Origin of the sequence: Tropicibacter sp. S64 (assembly GCF_049803835.1) — a bacterium.
GTDB lineage: Bacteria > Pseudomonadota > Alphaproteobacteria > Rhodobacterales > Rhodobacteraceae > Pacificoceanicola.
Genome location: NZ_JBNAGK010000017.1, coordinates 97,825 through 114,079 on the forward strand (window position 1 = coordinate 97,825; position 16,255 = coordinate 114,079).

Below are 16,255 nucleotides of genomic sequence, written 5' to 3' on the forward strand. Positions count from 1 at the left end.
TTCAGTTGAAGGTGAGGAATTCGTCCGCGTCAGAGAGCGGCGGTGCACTGCGCAACGCGGAAAAATCGGGGGCGGGCACCGCCATGTCGCTGCCTGCGATGACCGCTTCGAGCTCGGCGGCGACAGCGAGCACGCCCAGATCGTCATGCCTGCGGCCCACGATCTGCAAACCGAAGGGCATGCCGTTCGCGTCCATCCCGCAGGGGATCGTGATCGACGGATGGCCCGGAATGGTCGAGGCATAAGCCATCGCCAGCCAATGGTAGTAACTCTTGGTCGGCGTGCCGTCGATCTCGGTCGGGTAGAGCTCGCGCCAGGGGCGGGGGCTGATGGTGACGGCGGGCGAGAGGATGAAATCATGCGTATCGAAAAAGGCCTGCCAGTCGCGGTGATAGCGGTTTTGCGCAAACATCGCCTGCGCGACGTCCTCGGCGGAATAGCTGCGGCCCTCGCGCACGTTGTCGGCCACGTTCGGGCCGACGAGTTCGGGGCTCTCGTCGAGCAGCCGGGCATGGATACCGAGGAATTGCACCCCGCGCAGCACCGAAAATATCCGGTCGGCGTCGGAGCAATCGGGGGTGGCTTCGGTCACTTGGCCCAGGAAGGGCGTCAGCTTCGCCACCATCGCGCGGAAGTGGTTGCGGATCGTGCGCTCGGTCGGGGCAAAGCCGAAATCCTCGGTCACCGCGATGCGCAGCGAGGTCAGGTCACGGGCTGGCAGGCATGCGAACGCGCTCGCATCCCATGGCGTGCGCCCGTCGGTGACGGTTGTGAACGGGTCGCTGCGGTCCGGCCGGGCCATGACCGACAGCATCAGCCCGGCATCGGCCACGCTGCGCGCCATCGGGCCGGAGGTAGAAAACGGGATCAGCCCGGCCGCGCGGGTATCGCCGGGGACGACGCCCGGGCTTGGCCGAAAGCCCACGATCCCGCAATAGGCCGCAGGGTTGCGCAGGCTGCCGCCGGTGTCAGAGCCGGTCGCGAGCGGCGCATATCCGCAGGCGAGTGCCACGGCAGATCCGCCAGACGAACCAGCGCAGGTACGGCGGAGGTCATAGGGGTTGGCCGTCACGCCATTGACGCGATTGCGGGTGTTGCCGCCCGCGCTCCATTCCGGTGTGTTGGTCTTGCCAAGGGGCAGCGCGCCCGCCTGGCGCATCGCAGCGACGATGGCGTCGTCGCCTTGGGCGATGTTGTCGGCAAAGGCCTCGGAGCCGTAGGTGGTGGGCAATCCCGCCACGTCGATCATGTCCTTTACCGCAAAGGGCAGCCCGTGCAGAGGACCCAGGGGTTCTCCGGTCATCACCGCCGTCTCGGCCTGCCGCGCCCCGTCGAGGGCACGGTCGAAATCCCGCGCGATCAGCGCGTTCACCGCGTGATCCAACGCTTCGACCTGCGCGATGCAGGCCTCGGTCAGCTCGACCGGCGACAGCTGTTTGCGGGCGATGAGGCGGCGGGCCTCGGTGGCGCCAAGGGCGGCCAGTTCGGTCATGGGGTGATCTCCTGCGGCAAATCGAAAGGCTCGGGGAGGATGGCGGCCGAGTCAAGAAACGCCGTGTGGGCGGCATCGGGGACAAAGCGGCCGCCAGTGGCCCAGACGATATGGGTGATGTCTTCGGGTGCAACCCCGGGCATGTGCCGGGCCTGAAAGGCTTTCCCGGCGGCGCTGGTCATCAGGTGGAGTGGCCCCGCGAAACCCGCCGTGGCCGAAGGCTCGAACCGCTGGCCCTGTGCCGCACCTTTGGCGACCCAGCGCAGCATGTCCGCGTCGCCCACCGTACAGACGCCCGCCAGACGCTGCCGCATCCGTGCAGGCACCAGCGGCGAAAGGGTAGCGACGGCCATGCCGTCGGCCTCGGTCCGGTTGCTGAGACCCAGCTCGTGCACGGAGGGCGCATCGAACGCCATCTGGCACAGGGCCGACGCCGATTGCTGCGGCTCGACAAAGAACCCGTGCGCCGCCGCGCCGAACACCGCCCGCGCACCGTATGCAATGCCGCCCGGCGCGCCGCCGATGCCGCAGGGCAGGTAGAGACAGAGCGGCTTGTCAGGGCCAATGGCAATGCCAAGCGCGTCCAACTGATCGGCCAGTTCCGCCGCCGCCGCGCTGTAGCCGCGAAACAGCAATTCGGAGGATTCATCGTCCACGAAATAACCCTCGGGGTCGTGCGCCGTGGCATCACGGGCGGCGGCTACGGCGGCGGTATAGTCGGCGGTATGCAGCACGACCTCGACGCCGAGCCTGCGCAGGCGCTCGACCTTCCAGGGCTTGGCGTCATGAGACATATGCACGGTGCAGCGGTAGCCCAAGGCCCGCGCGGCGATGCCGACGCTCAGTCCAAGGTTGCCGGTCGAGCCAACCGCGATGGTTCGACGTGCGAAGAAATCCCGTGCCTCGGCCAATCGCGTGACCGGCTCGCCCGGCGCCAGCAAACCAGCGGTGCGCGCCTGATGGACGGCACACATGAAGACCTCGAAGATCCCGCCCCGTGCCTTGATCGAGCCGGCCACGGGCAGCGCGTGATCGCCCTTGATCAGGATGCGACCAGGCAGGGGGCCGAAAGCCCCCTCCGGCACGGGGATCAGCTCCGATCCGATGCGCCCGCCACTGGCCTCGAGCTCGGGAAAGACCCGCGCCAGAAGCGGCGCCAGCATCGTCCAGTCTTTCAGCGCCTGGTCCAGATCCTGCCGGGCCTCCGCATCCTCGGCAGGCAGATAGTCCGGGTTGGCCCAGAACGCCGAGCGGCCCGCCCGCACCCTGTCGCGCAGGGCATCCAGATCCCCAGACATGGCGTTCATTCCCTCGGCAGTCCCCTGTCCGCCAGTTCCACGAAGAGGCCGGTCATGGCCACCAGCGCCTGCCGCGACAGCGACTTCAGCACGTGTTCGTTCGGCGCATGTTGCGAACAGCCCGCGTAGGAATGCGGCACCCAGATCGTCGGCAGGCCAAGCACTTCGGCAAAGCAGTCGTTTGGCAGCGAGCCGCCGAGGTTGGGCAGGATGTCCGGCGCCACGCCCACGGCCCGCTCGATCGCCTCCGAGGCAAAGCGCACCATCGGGTGATCCGGGTCGAGCCGGGTCGCCGGGAAGCTGCCGCGGGCATGCGGAACGACCTCGACCTTGTCAAAGCCTTCGCGGTCCAGATGGCGGCGCAGGGCCGGCAGGATGTCGTCAACCTCGGTGCCGACGACAAAGCGCAGCTGGCAGGTGGCGCGCGCGGATCCGGCGATGGCGTTCAGAGGGGCTTCGGGCACGCCCGATGTCATGGCGAGAATCGCGAAACTGTTCCAGCCAAAGACGCGCTCCGCCGGGCTGAGATCCGCCTCACCCCAGTCGGCATCCAGCGCGATGCCCGTGTCATGCGGCGGCAGCTTGCCCAGAACCTCCCGGATGCGCGGGGTCAGGCTGGTGGGGCGCCATTCGGGAACGCGGATCTGGCCCCGCACATCGGTGATGCTGGCCAGCGCGTGGGCCAGGATCATCGCGGGGTCTGCCAGCAGGCCGCCGAAATTGCCGGAATGGTTCGCACCCTCGCGCAGGGTGACCTGAAGATCGAAACCCAGACCGCCGCGCGAGCCGGTAAAGATTGTCGGCACCGAGGGGCGCAGGCGCGGCCCGTCCGAGGCGATGAAGACATCGGCCGCGAGCAGATCCTTGTTGGTCTCGCAGAAGGTCTTGAGCCCGGGGGAGCCGGTTTCCTCGCCCATCTCGATGATGACCTTGGCATTGAAACCCAGATGTCCCTGTGCCCTGATCACCGCCTCCATGGATCGCAGGTTGATCAGGTGCTGCACCTTGTTGTCGGCCGCACCGCGCCCGTAGAGGCGGTCGCCTTCCTCGATCAGGTCAAACGGCGTCAGCCCTTCGCGCCATTGGTCTTCCTGCGCGCGCACCACGTCGCCATGACCATAGCACAGCACGGTAGGCAGGACCGGATCCTCGATCCGCGCGGCGGTCAGGATCGGCGGGCCGTCGGCTTGCGGGTTGTCGTGGATCTGGCAGGTGAACCCCATGGCCTCCAGCATCGGGGCCATGTCGTTTTCCAGATAGGCCCACAGGTGCGGCTTGCCGCGCGGGTCCTGGCTTTCCGTGGGGCGGGAGACAAGCGTGGTCAGGTCACGCTGGAACTCGCCACCGTCGAAATAGGCTTCGATAAGATCGCGGGCGCTGTCTTGCAGGGTCATTCTCGGGCCTTTGTGGATTCGGGTTCAGCGACACCGTCGCCCCATGGGGACATCGTCTCGGTGGTGCCGGAATTTGTGCCGCCTTCGCGCATGACGCCCGCAGGGCAGGCAAAGGCGAAGGGGAAGGGCAGGCGTTGCGCCTGCGCCAGGGGGAAACGCGCGGCGAGCGCATCGGTCACCGCGCCGGCCAGCCGCTCGTCGGCCACAACCTGCGCCCCGCCCGAGGCGTCGATGCGCGGGGCTTCGATGGCGTCCTGCATCGACAGGCCCTGTTCGATCAGACGACCGCTGATCTGCGCCACCGCGGGCATGATCTTGCGCCCGCCCGAGGCCCCCAGCGCAAACCGGCGGGTCGGGGTTTCGCCGATGACCGGGCAGACATTCATCAGGCAGGCCTTGCCCGGCGCAAGCGAGTTCGGTTTGCCCGGCTCGGGGTCGAACCACATGATGCCGTTGTTCAGCATCAAGCCGGTGCTTTGCGAGACCACCTTGGAGCCGAAGATCGACAGCAGCGTCTGGGTCATCGCCACCATGTTGCCGTCACGGTCCACGATCGAGAAATGCGTGGTGCAGCCGGGGGCCCGGTCGTTCTCATGATCGCCCATCGTGGCCAGACGCTCGGCATAGGCCGCGCGCAGCCCGTCGGCGCGAGCGACAAAGGCGGCGGGGGTGGCGGCGTCCGCAGCGTCATAGCCGCTTTGCCAGCGGCCCAGGGTATCGGCCAGGGTCGGCCCGGCGGTCAGGCCCGGAACGGCGTGGATCGTCGCGTCGCGGAAGGGGATCGCCAGCGGGTCCGCCCAGAGCGGCGCGTAATCGCGCATGTCCTGCATCGACAGGAACCCGCCCTTGTCGGTAACATCGCGCACCAGTGCCTCGGCGATGGCGCCCTTGTAGAAGGCGGCTTCGCCTTCGCGGGCGAGTTGGTCGAGCGTGTCGGCCATCCGGCCTTGGTTCAGCCTCTGATCGGCCAGCGCCGTCCAGCCCGATCCCTTGGGCCATTGCCCGTCGTCAAGAAAGAGCGCCGCCGCGTCCGGATCGCGGGACAGATCGCGGGCGCAGGAGGCAATGACAAGCGCCGCGTACCAGTCCACATGCAAACCGGCGCGGGCGAGGCCGACGGCGGGGGCCAGCAACTCGGCCCAGGGCATCCGGCCAAAGCGGCCATGCGCGGCGGAAATCCCCGCCACGGTGCCGGGCACGGCGACGGAGGCCGCGCCAGTGACGTTGCGATCCTCGACCACTGCTTCCCAGGGGAAAAGGTCCGAGGCCTTGCCTGCGCCCGACAGCGGATAGTGGTTAACGTCCAGCGTGGCGGACGAGCGCATCCCGTAGGTCAGAGCGTGGGCGCGGGCGTCATCGGCGCGCCAGAGCATCATCGCCCCGCCGCCCATCGGGCCGGACATCCACGGCTCCAGCACACCGATGGCGAAGCTGACGGCCACCGCGGCATCCACCGCGTCGCCGCCGGCGGCCAGCACCTCGGCACCGACTTCGGCGGCACGGACGTGCTGGGTGGCAACGACTCCACGGGACGTCGCCGTCACACCCGGCTTATGCGTTCGCTGGCTGCGCGAGAACGACCCGCTCATGCGACGGCCGGGGGCAGGGTCGCCACGTCGGGCACGGTCCAGTGCTGGCCGGGCTGGGCGTCCAGCAGCATCCGCGTATAGGGGTGCGACGGCGCGCCGAAGACCTGTTCGACCGTGCCCCGTTCCACCACTTCTCCGTGCTGCATGACGATCAGCGTGTCACAGACCTGTGCGGCCACCCGCAGGTCGTGGGTGATGAAGAGTACCGTCAGGCCCATCCGGTCGCGGATCTCGTTCAGCAGCTTGAGCACTTCCTTCTGCACCGAGACGTCCAGCGCCGAGACCGCTTCGTCGGCGATCAGGATCTTCGGCTCGACCATCAGTGCGCGGGCGATACAGATCCGCTGCCTCTGCCCCCCCGAGAACTGGTTCGGATAGCGGTTCAGCACGTCAGGCCCGAGGCGCACGATCTTCATCAATTCGCGGGCGCGGTCCATCGCCTTGGCGCGGTTCTCGCCAAAGTTCACCGGCCCCTCGACCAGCTGGTCGCCAATGGTGCGGCGCGGGTTGAGCGAGCCATAGGGATCCTGGAACACGATCTGGATATGCTTGCGATAGGGATGCAGGGCCTGGCGCGACATCAGGGCGATGTCCTTGCCCTCGACCGCGACCACACCGCTTTCGGGATTTTCCAGTCGGATCAGACATTTGACCAGCGTCGACTTGCCCGAGCCGCTTTCACCGACAATACCAAGGGTCTCCCCCTTGCGGACGGTGAAATCCACGTCCTTGCAGGCATGGACCTCGCGCGCCTTGCGAAACATGCCGCCGGTGATGTGATAGGTCTTGTTCAGGCCCGAGACCTTCAGCATGTCCGGGGTGGTGATTGGTGCGGGGGCCACGCGGGTGCGGCGCGGCACGGCGTCGATCAGCAGCCGCGTGTAGGGATGCTGCGGGCGATTGAGAACCTCTTCGGCGCTGCCCTGCTCGACGATCCTGCCGTGCTGCATCACCACGACGCGATCCGCAATCTCCGCCACGACGTCGAAATCATGTGTCACGAACAGGATGCCCGCATCGTGTTTTTCGCGCAGTTCCTTGAACAGGTGCAGGATCTGCTGCTGCGTCGACAGGTCCAGCGCGGTGGTCGGCTCGTCCGCGATCAGAAGCGCCGGGTCGAGCGCCAGCGCCATGGCGATGACAATCCGTTGCCGCTGGCCGCCCGACAGCTGGTGCGGGTAGGAGCTGTAGACCCGCGGCGGATCGGGCAGATGCACCTCTTCCAGCAGCTTGATCGTGCGCGCCCGGCGCTCCGGGGCACTGAGGCTGGTGTGCTGCTGAAACATCTCTTCGATCTGGTCGCCAACGGTATAACACGGGTTGAGCGCCGACATCGGTTCCTGGAAGATCATCGCCATGCGGCGACCGCGCAGCGAGGCGTGGGTGCGTTTGGGCAGGGTCAGGAGGTCGTGACCGTCGAAGAGCACTTCGCCTGCGGTCGGGGTCAGCGCCTTGGGCAGCAGACCCATGGTGGTAAAGGCGGTGATCGACTTGCCTGACCCGCTTTCGCCGACAATGCAGACGATCTCCTTGGGCATCACCTTGAGCGACAGATTGTCGACGGCATAGGGCCGGTCGGCGGCCTTGGGCAGGGCGACGGTGAGGCCCTTGATGGACAGGATGGGATCGGTCATCAGTTGCGGCCCTCCGGTGCGGTGATGTCGCGCAGGCCATCGCCCAGCATGTTGATGGCAAGAACGAGCGAGAACAGCGCCACGCCCGGGATCGTGATCAGCCAGGGTTCGAACAGCAGCATCTCCTTGCCTTCGGAAATCATGAGGCCCCAGGAGGGAGTGGGCGGCTGCACACCAAGACCGAGGAACGACAGCGCGGCCTCCAGGATGATGGCGTGGGCCATTTCCAGCGTGAAGATCACGATCAGGTGGTTCATCACGTTGGGCAGGATGTCCTTGACCAGGATGCGCGGCAGCGAGGCGCCCAGAACCTCCGCGGCGGCAACATATTCCTGCTTGCGGACCTGCATCGTGGCCGAACGCAGAACCACGGCAAAACGGTCCCAGAGCAGCAGGCCCAGCACCGAGACCACCACGAAGAGCGAGCCGCCAAAGAGCGCCACGACGGCCAGCGCCACAAGAACGACCGGCATGGCCAGCCGGACGTTGATCAGGAACGTCACGACCATGTCGACCTTGCCGCCGAAATATCCGGCGAGGATCCCGAGGGTCGAGCCGATGATGCAGGAAATCACCGCGGACGAGATGCCGATCAACAGCGAGATCCGCGCCCCATAGGCCAGCCGGGCCCAGAAGTCGCGGCCAAGCCCGTCGGTGCCCAGCCAATGGTCCCAGCTGCCGTCCAGAAACACGGGAGGTTTCATCCGGGCGAGCAGGTTTTGCTGATAGGGATCGTATTGGGTCAGCAGCGGCGCAAAGACCGCGATTGCCACGACGATCAGCATCACGACAGAGCCGAGCATGAAGCCCTTGTGATGCAGGGCCCGTCTGCGCATCGCCTGGCCCGGTGTCAGCGGGACGTCGCGCGTCTCCTGCGCAGCCAGCGGAGTGGTGTTGGATATATCGGCCATGTCAGTCCTCAGCCCACGCGCAGCCGTGGATCCAGCCAGGCGTTCAGGACGTCGGCCAGGAAAGTGAACAGGATATAGAAGGTCGAGAAGATCAGGATCAGCGCCTGCATGGTCGGCAGGTCGTTGCGCGCGATGGATTCCCAGGCCAGGTAGCCCGCGCCGTGCAGGGCAAAGACCGTCTCAACCACGATGGAGCCGCCAAGCATGAAGCCCATCTGCACCGCGGCCAGACTGACCACCGGGATGATCGCGTTGCGCAGCGCGTGTTTGAACATCACCTTGCGGGTGCCGAGACCCTTGGCCTTTGCGGTGCGGATATAGTCCGAGGACAGCACCTCCATCATCCCGGCGCGGGTCAGCCGCATGATCGCGGGCGTCGCGTAGTAGCCCAGCACCACCGTGGGCAGCACGAAGTGCCGCCAGGTGTCATTACCCGAAGCAGGCAGAAGACCGAGGTTGATCGAGAAGACGACGATCAGGATCAGGCCGAACCAGAAGGAGGGAATGGCCTGTCCGACCACGGACAGAAACAGCGCGAAGCGGTCGATCAGCGAATTGGGATTGGCTGCGGCAGCCACGCCAAGCGGGATGGCCACAAGCAGCGCCAGCGTGATCGCGAGGATCCCCAGCTTCATCGTGACCTTCAGGCGGTCGCCGATCAGCTCGGTCACGGACATGTCGAAATACCAGGAGTTGCCGAGGTCGCCCGAGACCGCCGATCCCAGCCAGTCCCCGTATTGGACAATCATCGGCCGGTCGAAGCCGAAACGCTCGTTGATCAGGGCGATATCCGCATCGGTAGCATTTTCGCCAGCTATGGCCACCGCCGGGTCGCCTGCCATGAACAGCAGACTGAAACTGATGAAAGACACGGTCAGCGCGACCAGAAGGGCCAGACCGAGACGTTTGAGTATGAAGACGGCCATCGTGCGTCACCTTCCGGACAGGTCAGGGCGACGGGTCGCGCGCAGCATGGCGCGACCCGTCCGGGAGTTACTTCCAGGAGAAGTCCACGAAGCGGACGAGTTCGTCATCCGTGGGATCGAAGTCGAGCTCCTTGGTCAGCACGTAGTTCACGTTATAGGTCCAGAGCGGCACCCAGTAGGCCTCGTCCGCGATCTTGGCATGCGCCTTCGAGTAGAGCTCTTCGCGCTTGGCTCGGTCGGTGGTCGCTCCCGCGGCCTTGACCCACTCGATCACTTCGGGGTCCATCGCATCGTCCAGCGATCCGCCAGTGAAGAACTCGCCGGTGATCGCGGACACGTCGGCCAGCGAATACGAACCCCAGGTCTGGAAGGAGATCGGGACCTCCTTCTTTTCGCGCTTTTCACGCAGGGCGGCGTACTGAAGATAGCTGAAGTTCGTCTTGATCCCGACGGCGTTCAGGAACCCCATGAGCGCTTCGGCATAGGGCCGGTCGCGATAGGCGTAGAAGTCGATCTCGAACCCGTCCGGGTATCCCGCCTCGGCCAGCAGGGCCTTGGCCTTTTCCGGATCGTAGTCGTAGGTTGTCACGCTCAGGTCACAGCCGAACTGGATCGGCGCGCAGCCCGCGTTGATCACTTCGGACGAGCCCTTGACCAGCGCATCGACAATCGCCTGACGGTCGATGGCGTGGTAGATCGCCTGGCGGACCTTCGGATTGGTCATCGGACCGTCGGGGTCCGAGGCGCCCGCCGCATCCATCGAGATATAGCCGACGCGAATCGCCTGTGCGTTGACCACGTCAAACCGGTCTTCCATTTCGGCCAGCTTTTCGGCCTGGTCGGCGGGGACGTTCCACAGGAAGTCGAGGCCGCCGTTGAACAGCTCGGCCACCTGCGTGTTCATGTCGGGGATCGTCTTGATCTCGACCTTGCCGATCTGCGCTTCACCCTTGGGGCTGTCGTGGTAGCCGTCGTACCTGGACAGCTCGTACAGTTTGCCCGGCTCGACCCGATCGACCCTGTAGGGGCCGGTGCCGATGGGAGCGGTTGCCATGCCGGTCGGGCCGACCTTGGCGTAATATTCATCCGGATACATGACGACCGGGCCGGCCAGATACTCCTCGGCCGGCGGGAAGGGCGCGACCAGGTTGATGCGCACGGTGTAATCGTCGATTTTCTCCGCGTTTTTCATCCAGTTGACGTTGGTCGAGACTTTGACGCCGTTATCCGGGTTGGTCACGAAGTTGACGGTATAGACAACGTCGTCGGCGTTGAACGGCTCGCCGTTGTGGAATGTGACGTCTTCGCGCAGCTTGAGTTCGATCGTGACATCGTCGACCCAGGTCCATTCCGTCGCCAGGTTGCCCTTGAACTCGCCGGTGTCGGGGTCGCGGTAGAGCAGTCCGTCCCAGACCGCGCGCGCGATCAGGATGCCTTCGCGGGCCGAGTTGAAATAGTTGTCAGCCGATTCCAGCTCCTTGAGGAAAGCGAGACGAAGCGTGTCATCGGCCTTGTTGGCAAAGGCGGGCGCGGCGGTTGCCAGGCTCAGCACGGTGCCCATCATCAGGGTCTTCAGTTCCATGGTCGTCCTCTCTGTTGGCGTAGCTGTTGGGTGTATTTTTGATCGTTATTCTTGTATACAACAGGAACGAGTTATAATCCGTCAAGCAAATCCTGAACTTTTTTGGCCGACCAGTGCCTCATGGATAGGCAACGGCTACCATTTAGGCATGTGGCCCATTTGGCGTCGAGGCACACCTTGCCCCAGCGCGGGTGAGCGCCATCGTCGGGAGGAGTCCCGCGACCAGAGACACGCAGAGTGACGTGTTCCGCGCCTAGGAGGCGGCGGCCCTGAGGCTGGCCATCAGGCTTTGGAACCGCTCGCCCTGAACGGCCACATGCGTGCGCAGAGCGTTGGCGGCGGCCACGGAATCGCCCTCGGCCAGTGCCGCGACAATGACTTCATGTTCGGACATGGATTGCTTCAACCGCCCCCGGAAACGCAGTTGCTGACGCCGGAAGGGGCGCAGTCGTCGCTGCAGTTTCAGGCTTTCCTGTTCAAGAAAGCCATTGCCGGATTCCCGGTAGATCGTCGCGTGGAAGCGCTCATTCTCTGCGTAATAAAGGTCGGGGTCCTGCGCATCCGAGGCCGCCTGACAGCGTTTGTTGGCCTCGCGCAACTCGTCCAGCGCCGCGTTGGACATCCGGCGCGCGGCAAGACGGCCGCAGACCGCCTCCAACTCGGCCATGACCTCGAACATCTCCAGCAGCTCTAGCGGCCCCGGCTGGCGCACGAAGGCACCGCGGCGCGGGATCAGCGTCACCAATCCCGAGCTTTCCAGCCGTTGCAGCGCCTCGCGCAGGGGCGTGCGAGATACGCCGAACTGGTCGGCGAGCCGAACTTCGTCCAGGCGATCTCCGTCGGCGAAGGTGCCGTCAAAGATCATCTGCTCAAGAGAGTTGGCGATATTCACCGCGCTGCGCTGTTCCATGCCGTGAAGCTAGCCGCGTGATCGTAGGCACGCAATAATAAAACTCTTGTATACAAAAACATTGACCTGTGAAACATGAGTCTCCTATGATCGACACGACAAGCCTTTCCGCCAGCGTTTGCCGTTGTCGGTGTCGTGCCTGGACACCGACGACGGCGTGATGCGGTCCGGAGGCTTCATGCCCTTGCGACAAGGACCTGCCACATGACGTTACTGGCCGATTTTCTGTCCACCATGCTTGACCGCCGGTCCCGCGCAACCGGACAGGGGCGGGCATCTTCACGGCCGGTGAAACGCCTGATGGCGGATCTGTTGGGAAGTGCGGGCGAGATGTCCGAGCTGGCCCTTGCGCAGGACATCCTGGACCATTACGCCAGCCTCGACGACGCGGGAAAACTCGATTTTCTGCGGCACCTTGCGCATGACATGGCCATCGACCCGGAGGCAGTCCGGTCCGCCCTGGATGCCTATGAAAAGGCCCCGTCGAAACAAAGCTATCGCACGTTCATGCAGACCGCAGAACCGCCGAGGCAGGAGTTGATCCGCCGTCTGAACCGGGTGCCCGGTGCCACCGGGGCTCTGGTGCGGATGCGTGCGGACCTTCTGAGGCTGGCGGGCGACGATCCCGAGCTGGCGGCGCTCGATCTGGATTTCCGGCATCTCTTTGCCTCGTGGTTCAACCGCGGCTTTCTCGTCCTGCGCCCGATCAGCTGGGAAAGCCCGGCGCATATCCTGGACAAGATCACCGCCTACGAAGCGGTCCATGCGATCCAGAGCTGGGATGACCTGCGTCGTCGCCTGCAACCGCGGGACCGCCGGTGCTTTGCCTTCTTCCACCCGGCCATGCCGGATGAGCCGCTGATCTTCGTCGAAGTGGCATTGACCAAGGGCATCCCCGGCTCGGTCCAGGCACTTCTGGCGGAAGACCGCAAGACGCTGGCGCCCGAGACCTGCGACACGGCGGTTTTCTATTCCATCTCGAACTGTCAGGCCGGCCTGGCAAGCGTCTCTTTCGGCAATTCGCTGATCAAGCAGGTCGCGGCCGATCTGTCGGCTGAGCTGCCGGGGTTGAGCCGGTTCGTGACGCTCTCGCCGATCCCTCTGCTCACGAAATGGGCCGAGGCGGAAGGCATCCCGATGCCGGACGACCCAGAGGCGCGCCGCGCCCTGGCCGCGCATTACCTGCTGAATGCCAAGGGGCGGGGCGATGCGCCTTACGATCCCGTTGCCCGGTTCCACCTGGGGAACGGGGCGCTGGTCCATGCGGTTCATGCGGACGCCGACGCCTCGCCCAACGGGCAGGCGCAATCGGGCGGGGTGATGGTCAACTATCTCTACGATCTCGCACAGGTCGCGGCCAATCACGAAGACTTCCAGACCAAACAGAAGATCAAGGCCAGCTCCGAGGTCACCTCGCTGGCCAGGACAGGCGCCAACGCGGTGACGGCGGAAAGGTAAGACAATGGCCAACCCTCTCTACGATACGCTTTTCGGTGCGCATGTCGGTCGCGCATCCCCGTTCCTGCATCTGCCGGACGGCAGTACGATCTCCTACGGTGCGTTCCTCGAAAGTGCCGCGCAGATCGCGCATGTGATTATCGGGCTGGGACTTTCGGCGGGCGACCGGGTCGCTGTTCAGATTGAAAAATCACCGCAGGCGCTGGCGGTATATGCCGCCTGTGCGCAGGCCGGACTGGTCTTCCTGCCTTTGAACACCGCTTACACGACGGATGAGCTTACCTATTTCATCGAGAACAGCGGCGCCGCGCTGGTCATAGTCGACGGCGGCAAACGCGATGCTTTGGCTCCCGTGGTGGAAGGTCTTGGCGCAAGGGTCGAGACGCTGAATGCGGATGGGAGCGGATCGATGACCGACAAGGCCGGGCAGGCGCCACGGCAGTTCGACACCGTATCGCGCAGCGAGGACGATCTGGCAGCGTTTCTCTACACCTCCGGCACGACCGGCCGCTCCAAGGGGGCGATGCTGACGCAGGCCAACCTCTTGTCGAATGCGCAGACACTCGCCCGGGAGTGGCAGTTCACGGTCGAGGACGTGTTGCTGCACGCCCTGCCGATCTTCCACACGCATGGGCTGTTCGTGGCGACCAACGTGACGCTGGTCGCCGGGGGCAGCATGATCTTCCTGCCCCGCTTCGACCTCGACCAGATCCTGGAGCAGATGCCGAAGGCCACGGCGATGATGGGCGTGCCTACCTTCTACACACGGTTACTGGACGATCCGCGCTTCACGCGCGAGGCGGCGGCGCACATGCGGCTCTTTATCTCCGGCTCCGCGCCGCTGCTCGCCGAAACCCATGTGCAATTCGAGAAGCGCACCGGGCAGCGCATTCTGGAGCGCTACGGCATGACCGAAACCAACATGAACACGTCGAACCCGTATGAGGGCGAGCGCCGGGCTGGGACTGTCGGCTTCCCCTTGCCCGGGGTCGAATTGAAGATCACCGACCCCGAGACAGGCGAGGCCCTGCCGCAGGGAGAGGTTGGGCTGATCGAAGTCCGGGGGCCGAATGTTTTCAAGGGCTACTGGCAAATGCCAAAAAAGACAGCCGCCGAGTTGCGCGCGGACGGTTTCTTCATCACCGGCGATCTTGGGCAGATGGATGCCGATGGCTACGTCAGCATCGTCGGCCGTAGCAAGGACCTGATCATCTCCGGCGGCTATAACATCTATCCCAAGGAAATCGAACTTGTGCTGGATGAACAGGATGGCGTGCTGGAAAGCGCGGTCATCGGCGTGCCGCATCGCGATTTCGGCGAAACGGTTGTCGGCGTTCTGGTGCCCCGCGCCGGTGCGTCGCTGGATACGGACGGGATCATGGAGAAGATCAAGAAGCCACTCGCCCGGTTCAAGCATCCGCGCCGTCTGGTGGTGGTCGACAGCCTGCCGCGCAACACCATGGGCAAGGTGCAGAAGAATCTTTTGAGGGACGCATTCAAGGAGTTGTTTGCGTGACACCTGATGTTCTGGCCATTCTCCAGATACCGAAGGTTGAAACCGTGTCGAGCACGACGATCAGAAGGATAACTCCGAAGAACGCGTGATCGAAGGCACCTTGTGCGGCGGATCTGAGGATGTCGCCCGCCCGTCCGTTCAGCCTCTTTGCGGCCGGACAGGCCTAGTCAATGCCATCCGCCGCCACGGCCGGAACGCCATCAGGCAGGACCAGGGCGCGCGTGTAATGCACGGTCATCATGCTATCCGGGATGGCGACCCCTAGGCCCCCAATCCAAAGAAGACCTCGCTGCCATGCCTGCCCGGCTTTCAGGCGCGGACTGCATGATGGCTCTGGAAGCAGCCGTCATCGCGGCGCCGATGCCGAAGCCCAAAACGGCCGTCGTGGACAGCCAGATCCATGGTTCATCTCGGTAGGTGACCAGCAGCAGCGGCAGCTTGAACTGTACGGGCTAACTGTGTGAACTCACGCTGTGAAGGCTCAAGGGTCGTTGCGACGGTTTCCGCTATCTCAGTTTCATCATCTCGGCTCTGAAGGCCTCGGTGGGGGTGCGCCAACCAAGGCACTTTCTGGGCGTACCGTTCAGGCGGTCGCAAATCGCCTTCATCTTGCGATTTGACAGCGCCGCGAGTTGGGTATCACGCGGCAGATACCTGCGGGCGCGTTTGTTCAAATTCTCAACTGATCCTTTTTGCCAGGGCGCTTGCGGATCGCAAAACCAGCTTTCCGTTCCAATGCCGGATTTCAACTTGCGCCATTCGCGGAACTCGAAGCCCCGGTCGAAAGTGATCGACTTCCGCGCGGGTTGGGGAAGGGGCTCCATCACATCCATCAGCTTGTTAATGAAGTGTGTCGAACTGCGGTCGTTGTTGCGGAACAAGACGGCAAACCGGGTCTTCCGCTCGACCAGCGAGGCGACGTTCATCTTGCCCTGAGACCGCTCGAAGATCATCAGATCGCCTTCCCATTCGCCAAAGGTTTCACGGGTGGCGACGTACTCAGGGCGTTGATGGATGGACCGATCCGGCGGGAAAACCTGGCCTCTGGGTCGCCTGGCATAGCGTAGCCTGCGTTTCCTGCGTCGGCTGGGAAGGTGGCGTGCCAGGTCTTCCGACTGCCCCTCCTTGCTGTAGACATAGGCGTAAATCGTTTCGTGGCTGACCCGAACAGGCTGGTCTTCGAAACCGAGACGGCCCGCGATCTGTTCTGGCGTCCAGCCTTCGATGAGCCGACCGACGACGTGCGTGCGCAATGCTTCCAGGCGGATCAATTTGCGTCTGCGAGCACGGCGCTTTGATGCTTCACGCTGCGCGACCATGCCATAGTAGCCGTTCAGATACGGCAGCTCTTCGTCGGTGAAAAAGTTCCGTTTGATCTCGCGATAGACGGTCGAACGATGCCGACCGATCTCTGCGGCGATCTTGCTGACCGGTACTTTTGCATTCAGCATGTCTTCGATGGCGCGTCTCTCACGCAAATCCAGCTCTGTGTGGGCCATGTCCGTTCTCCTTGCTTTCCAGCAAGATAGGGCATTTGTCGCAACC

General features: G+C 64.4%; 12 protein-coding genes. 2 read left to right on the top strand and 10 right to left on the bottom strand.

Annotation, left to right across the window (positions count from 1 at the left end):
* Position 1: 1 nt before the first annotated feature.
* The 9 genes from ACP159_RS22615 to ACP159_RS22655 all read right to left on the bottom strand — a co-directional run bounded on the left by ACP159_RS22615 (position 2) and on the right by ACP159_RS22655 (position 11,736).
* A complete protein-coding gene (locus ACP159_RS22615; RefSeq protein WP_425101997.1) occupies positions 2–1,492 on the bottom strand; it encodes an amidase in 1,491 nt (496 codons plus the stop codon).
* Positions 1,489–2,799: a D-serine ammonia-lyase gene (locus ACP159_RS22620; protein WP_425101998.1), complete on the bottom strand. Its 1,311-nt coding sequence runs from the start codon at positions 2,797–2,799 to the stop codon at positions 1,489–1,491. The genes ACP159_RS22615 and ACP159_RS22620 overlap by 4 nt, the downstream gene beginning before the upstream one ends.
* Complete coding sequence (locus ACP159_RS22625) at positions 2,796–4,184, bottom strand: M20 family metallopeptidase (protein ID WP_425101999.1); 1,389 nt, start codon at positions 4,182–4,184, stop codon at positions 2,796–2,798. Before ACP159_RS22625 ends, ACP159_RS22620 begins: the two co-directional genes overlap by 4 nt.
* Positions 4,181–5,773 carry a gamma-glutamyltransferase gene (locus ACP159_RS22630; protein ID WP_425102000.1) on the bottom strand — a complete coding sequence of 531 codons (1,593 nt, stop codon included), beginning with the start codon at positions 5,771–5,773 and terminating at the stop codon, positions 4,181–4,183. The genes ACP159_RS22625 and ACP159_RS22630 overlap by 4 nt, the downstream gene beginning before the upstream one ends.
* Positions 5,770–7,407 (bottom strand): ABC transporter ATP-binding protein, encoded by a 1,638-nt coding sequence (locus ACP159_RS22635; RefSeq protein ID WP_425102001.1) that lies wholly within the window; start codon positions 7,405–7,407, stop codon positions 5,770–5,772. Before ACP159_RS22635 ends, ACP159_RS22630 begins: the two co-directional genes overlap by 4 nt.
* On the bottom strand, positions 7,407–8,318 hold the full coding sequence (locus ACP159_RS22640; RefSeq protein WP_425102002.1) for an ABC transporter permease: 912 nt from the start codon (positions 8,316–8,318) through the stop codon (positions 7,407–7,409). The genes ACP159_RS22635 and ACP159_RS22640 overlap by 1 nt, the downstream gene beginning before the upstream one ends.
* 8 nt (positions 8,319–8,326) lie before the next feature.
* Positions 8,327–9,244 (bottom strand): ABC transporter permease, encoded by a 918-nt coding sequence (locus ACP159_RS22645; protein ID WP_425102003.1) that lies wholly within the window; start codon positions 9,242–9,244, stop codon positions 8,327–8,329.
* Between the two features lie 67 nt (positions 9,245–9,311).
* A complete protein-coding gene (locus ACP159_RS22650) occupies positions 9,312–10,826 on the bottom strand; it encodes an ABC transporter substrate-binding protein (protein WP_425102004.1) in 1,515 nt (504 codons plus the stop codon).
* Between the two features lie 253 nt (positions 10,827–11,079).
* Positions 11,080–11,736 (bottom strand): GntR family transcriptional regulator, encoded by a 657-nt coding sequence (locus ACP159_RS22655; RefSeq protein WP_425102005.1) that lies wholly within the window; start codon positions 11,734–11,736, stop codon positions 11,080–11,082.
* A gap of 204 nt (positions 11,737–11,940) precedes the next feature.
* Between ACP159_RS22655 and ACP159_RS22660 the strand changes: the two genes are divergently transcribed.
* Positions 11,941–13,194, top strand: coding sequence for a malonyl-CoA decarboxylase domain-containing protein (locus tag ACP159_RS22660; RefSeq protein ID WP_425102006.1), 1,254 nt, complete (start codon positions 11,941–11,943; stop codon positions 13,192–13,194).
* Positions 13,195–13,198: 4 nt separating this feature from the next.
* Positions 13,199–14,710 carry a malonate--CoA ligase gene (locus tag ACP159_RS22665; protein WP_425102007.1) on the top strand — a complete coding sequence of 504 codons (1,512 nt, stop codon included), beginning with the start codon at positions 13,199–13,201 and terminating at the stop codon, positions 14,708–14,710.
* Between the two features lie 506 nt (positions 14,711–15,216).
* On the opposite strand, the gene ACP159_RS22670 is transcribed toward ACP159_RS22665, so the two are convergent.
* Positions 15,217–16,209, bottom strand: a complete 993-nt coding sequence (locus tag ACP159_RS22670; RefSeq protein WP_425101343.1) for an IS30 family transposase — start codon at positions 16,207–16,209, stop codon at positions 15,217–15,219.
* Between the last annotated feature and the right edge of the window lie 46 nt (positions 16,210–16,255).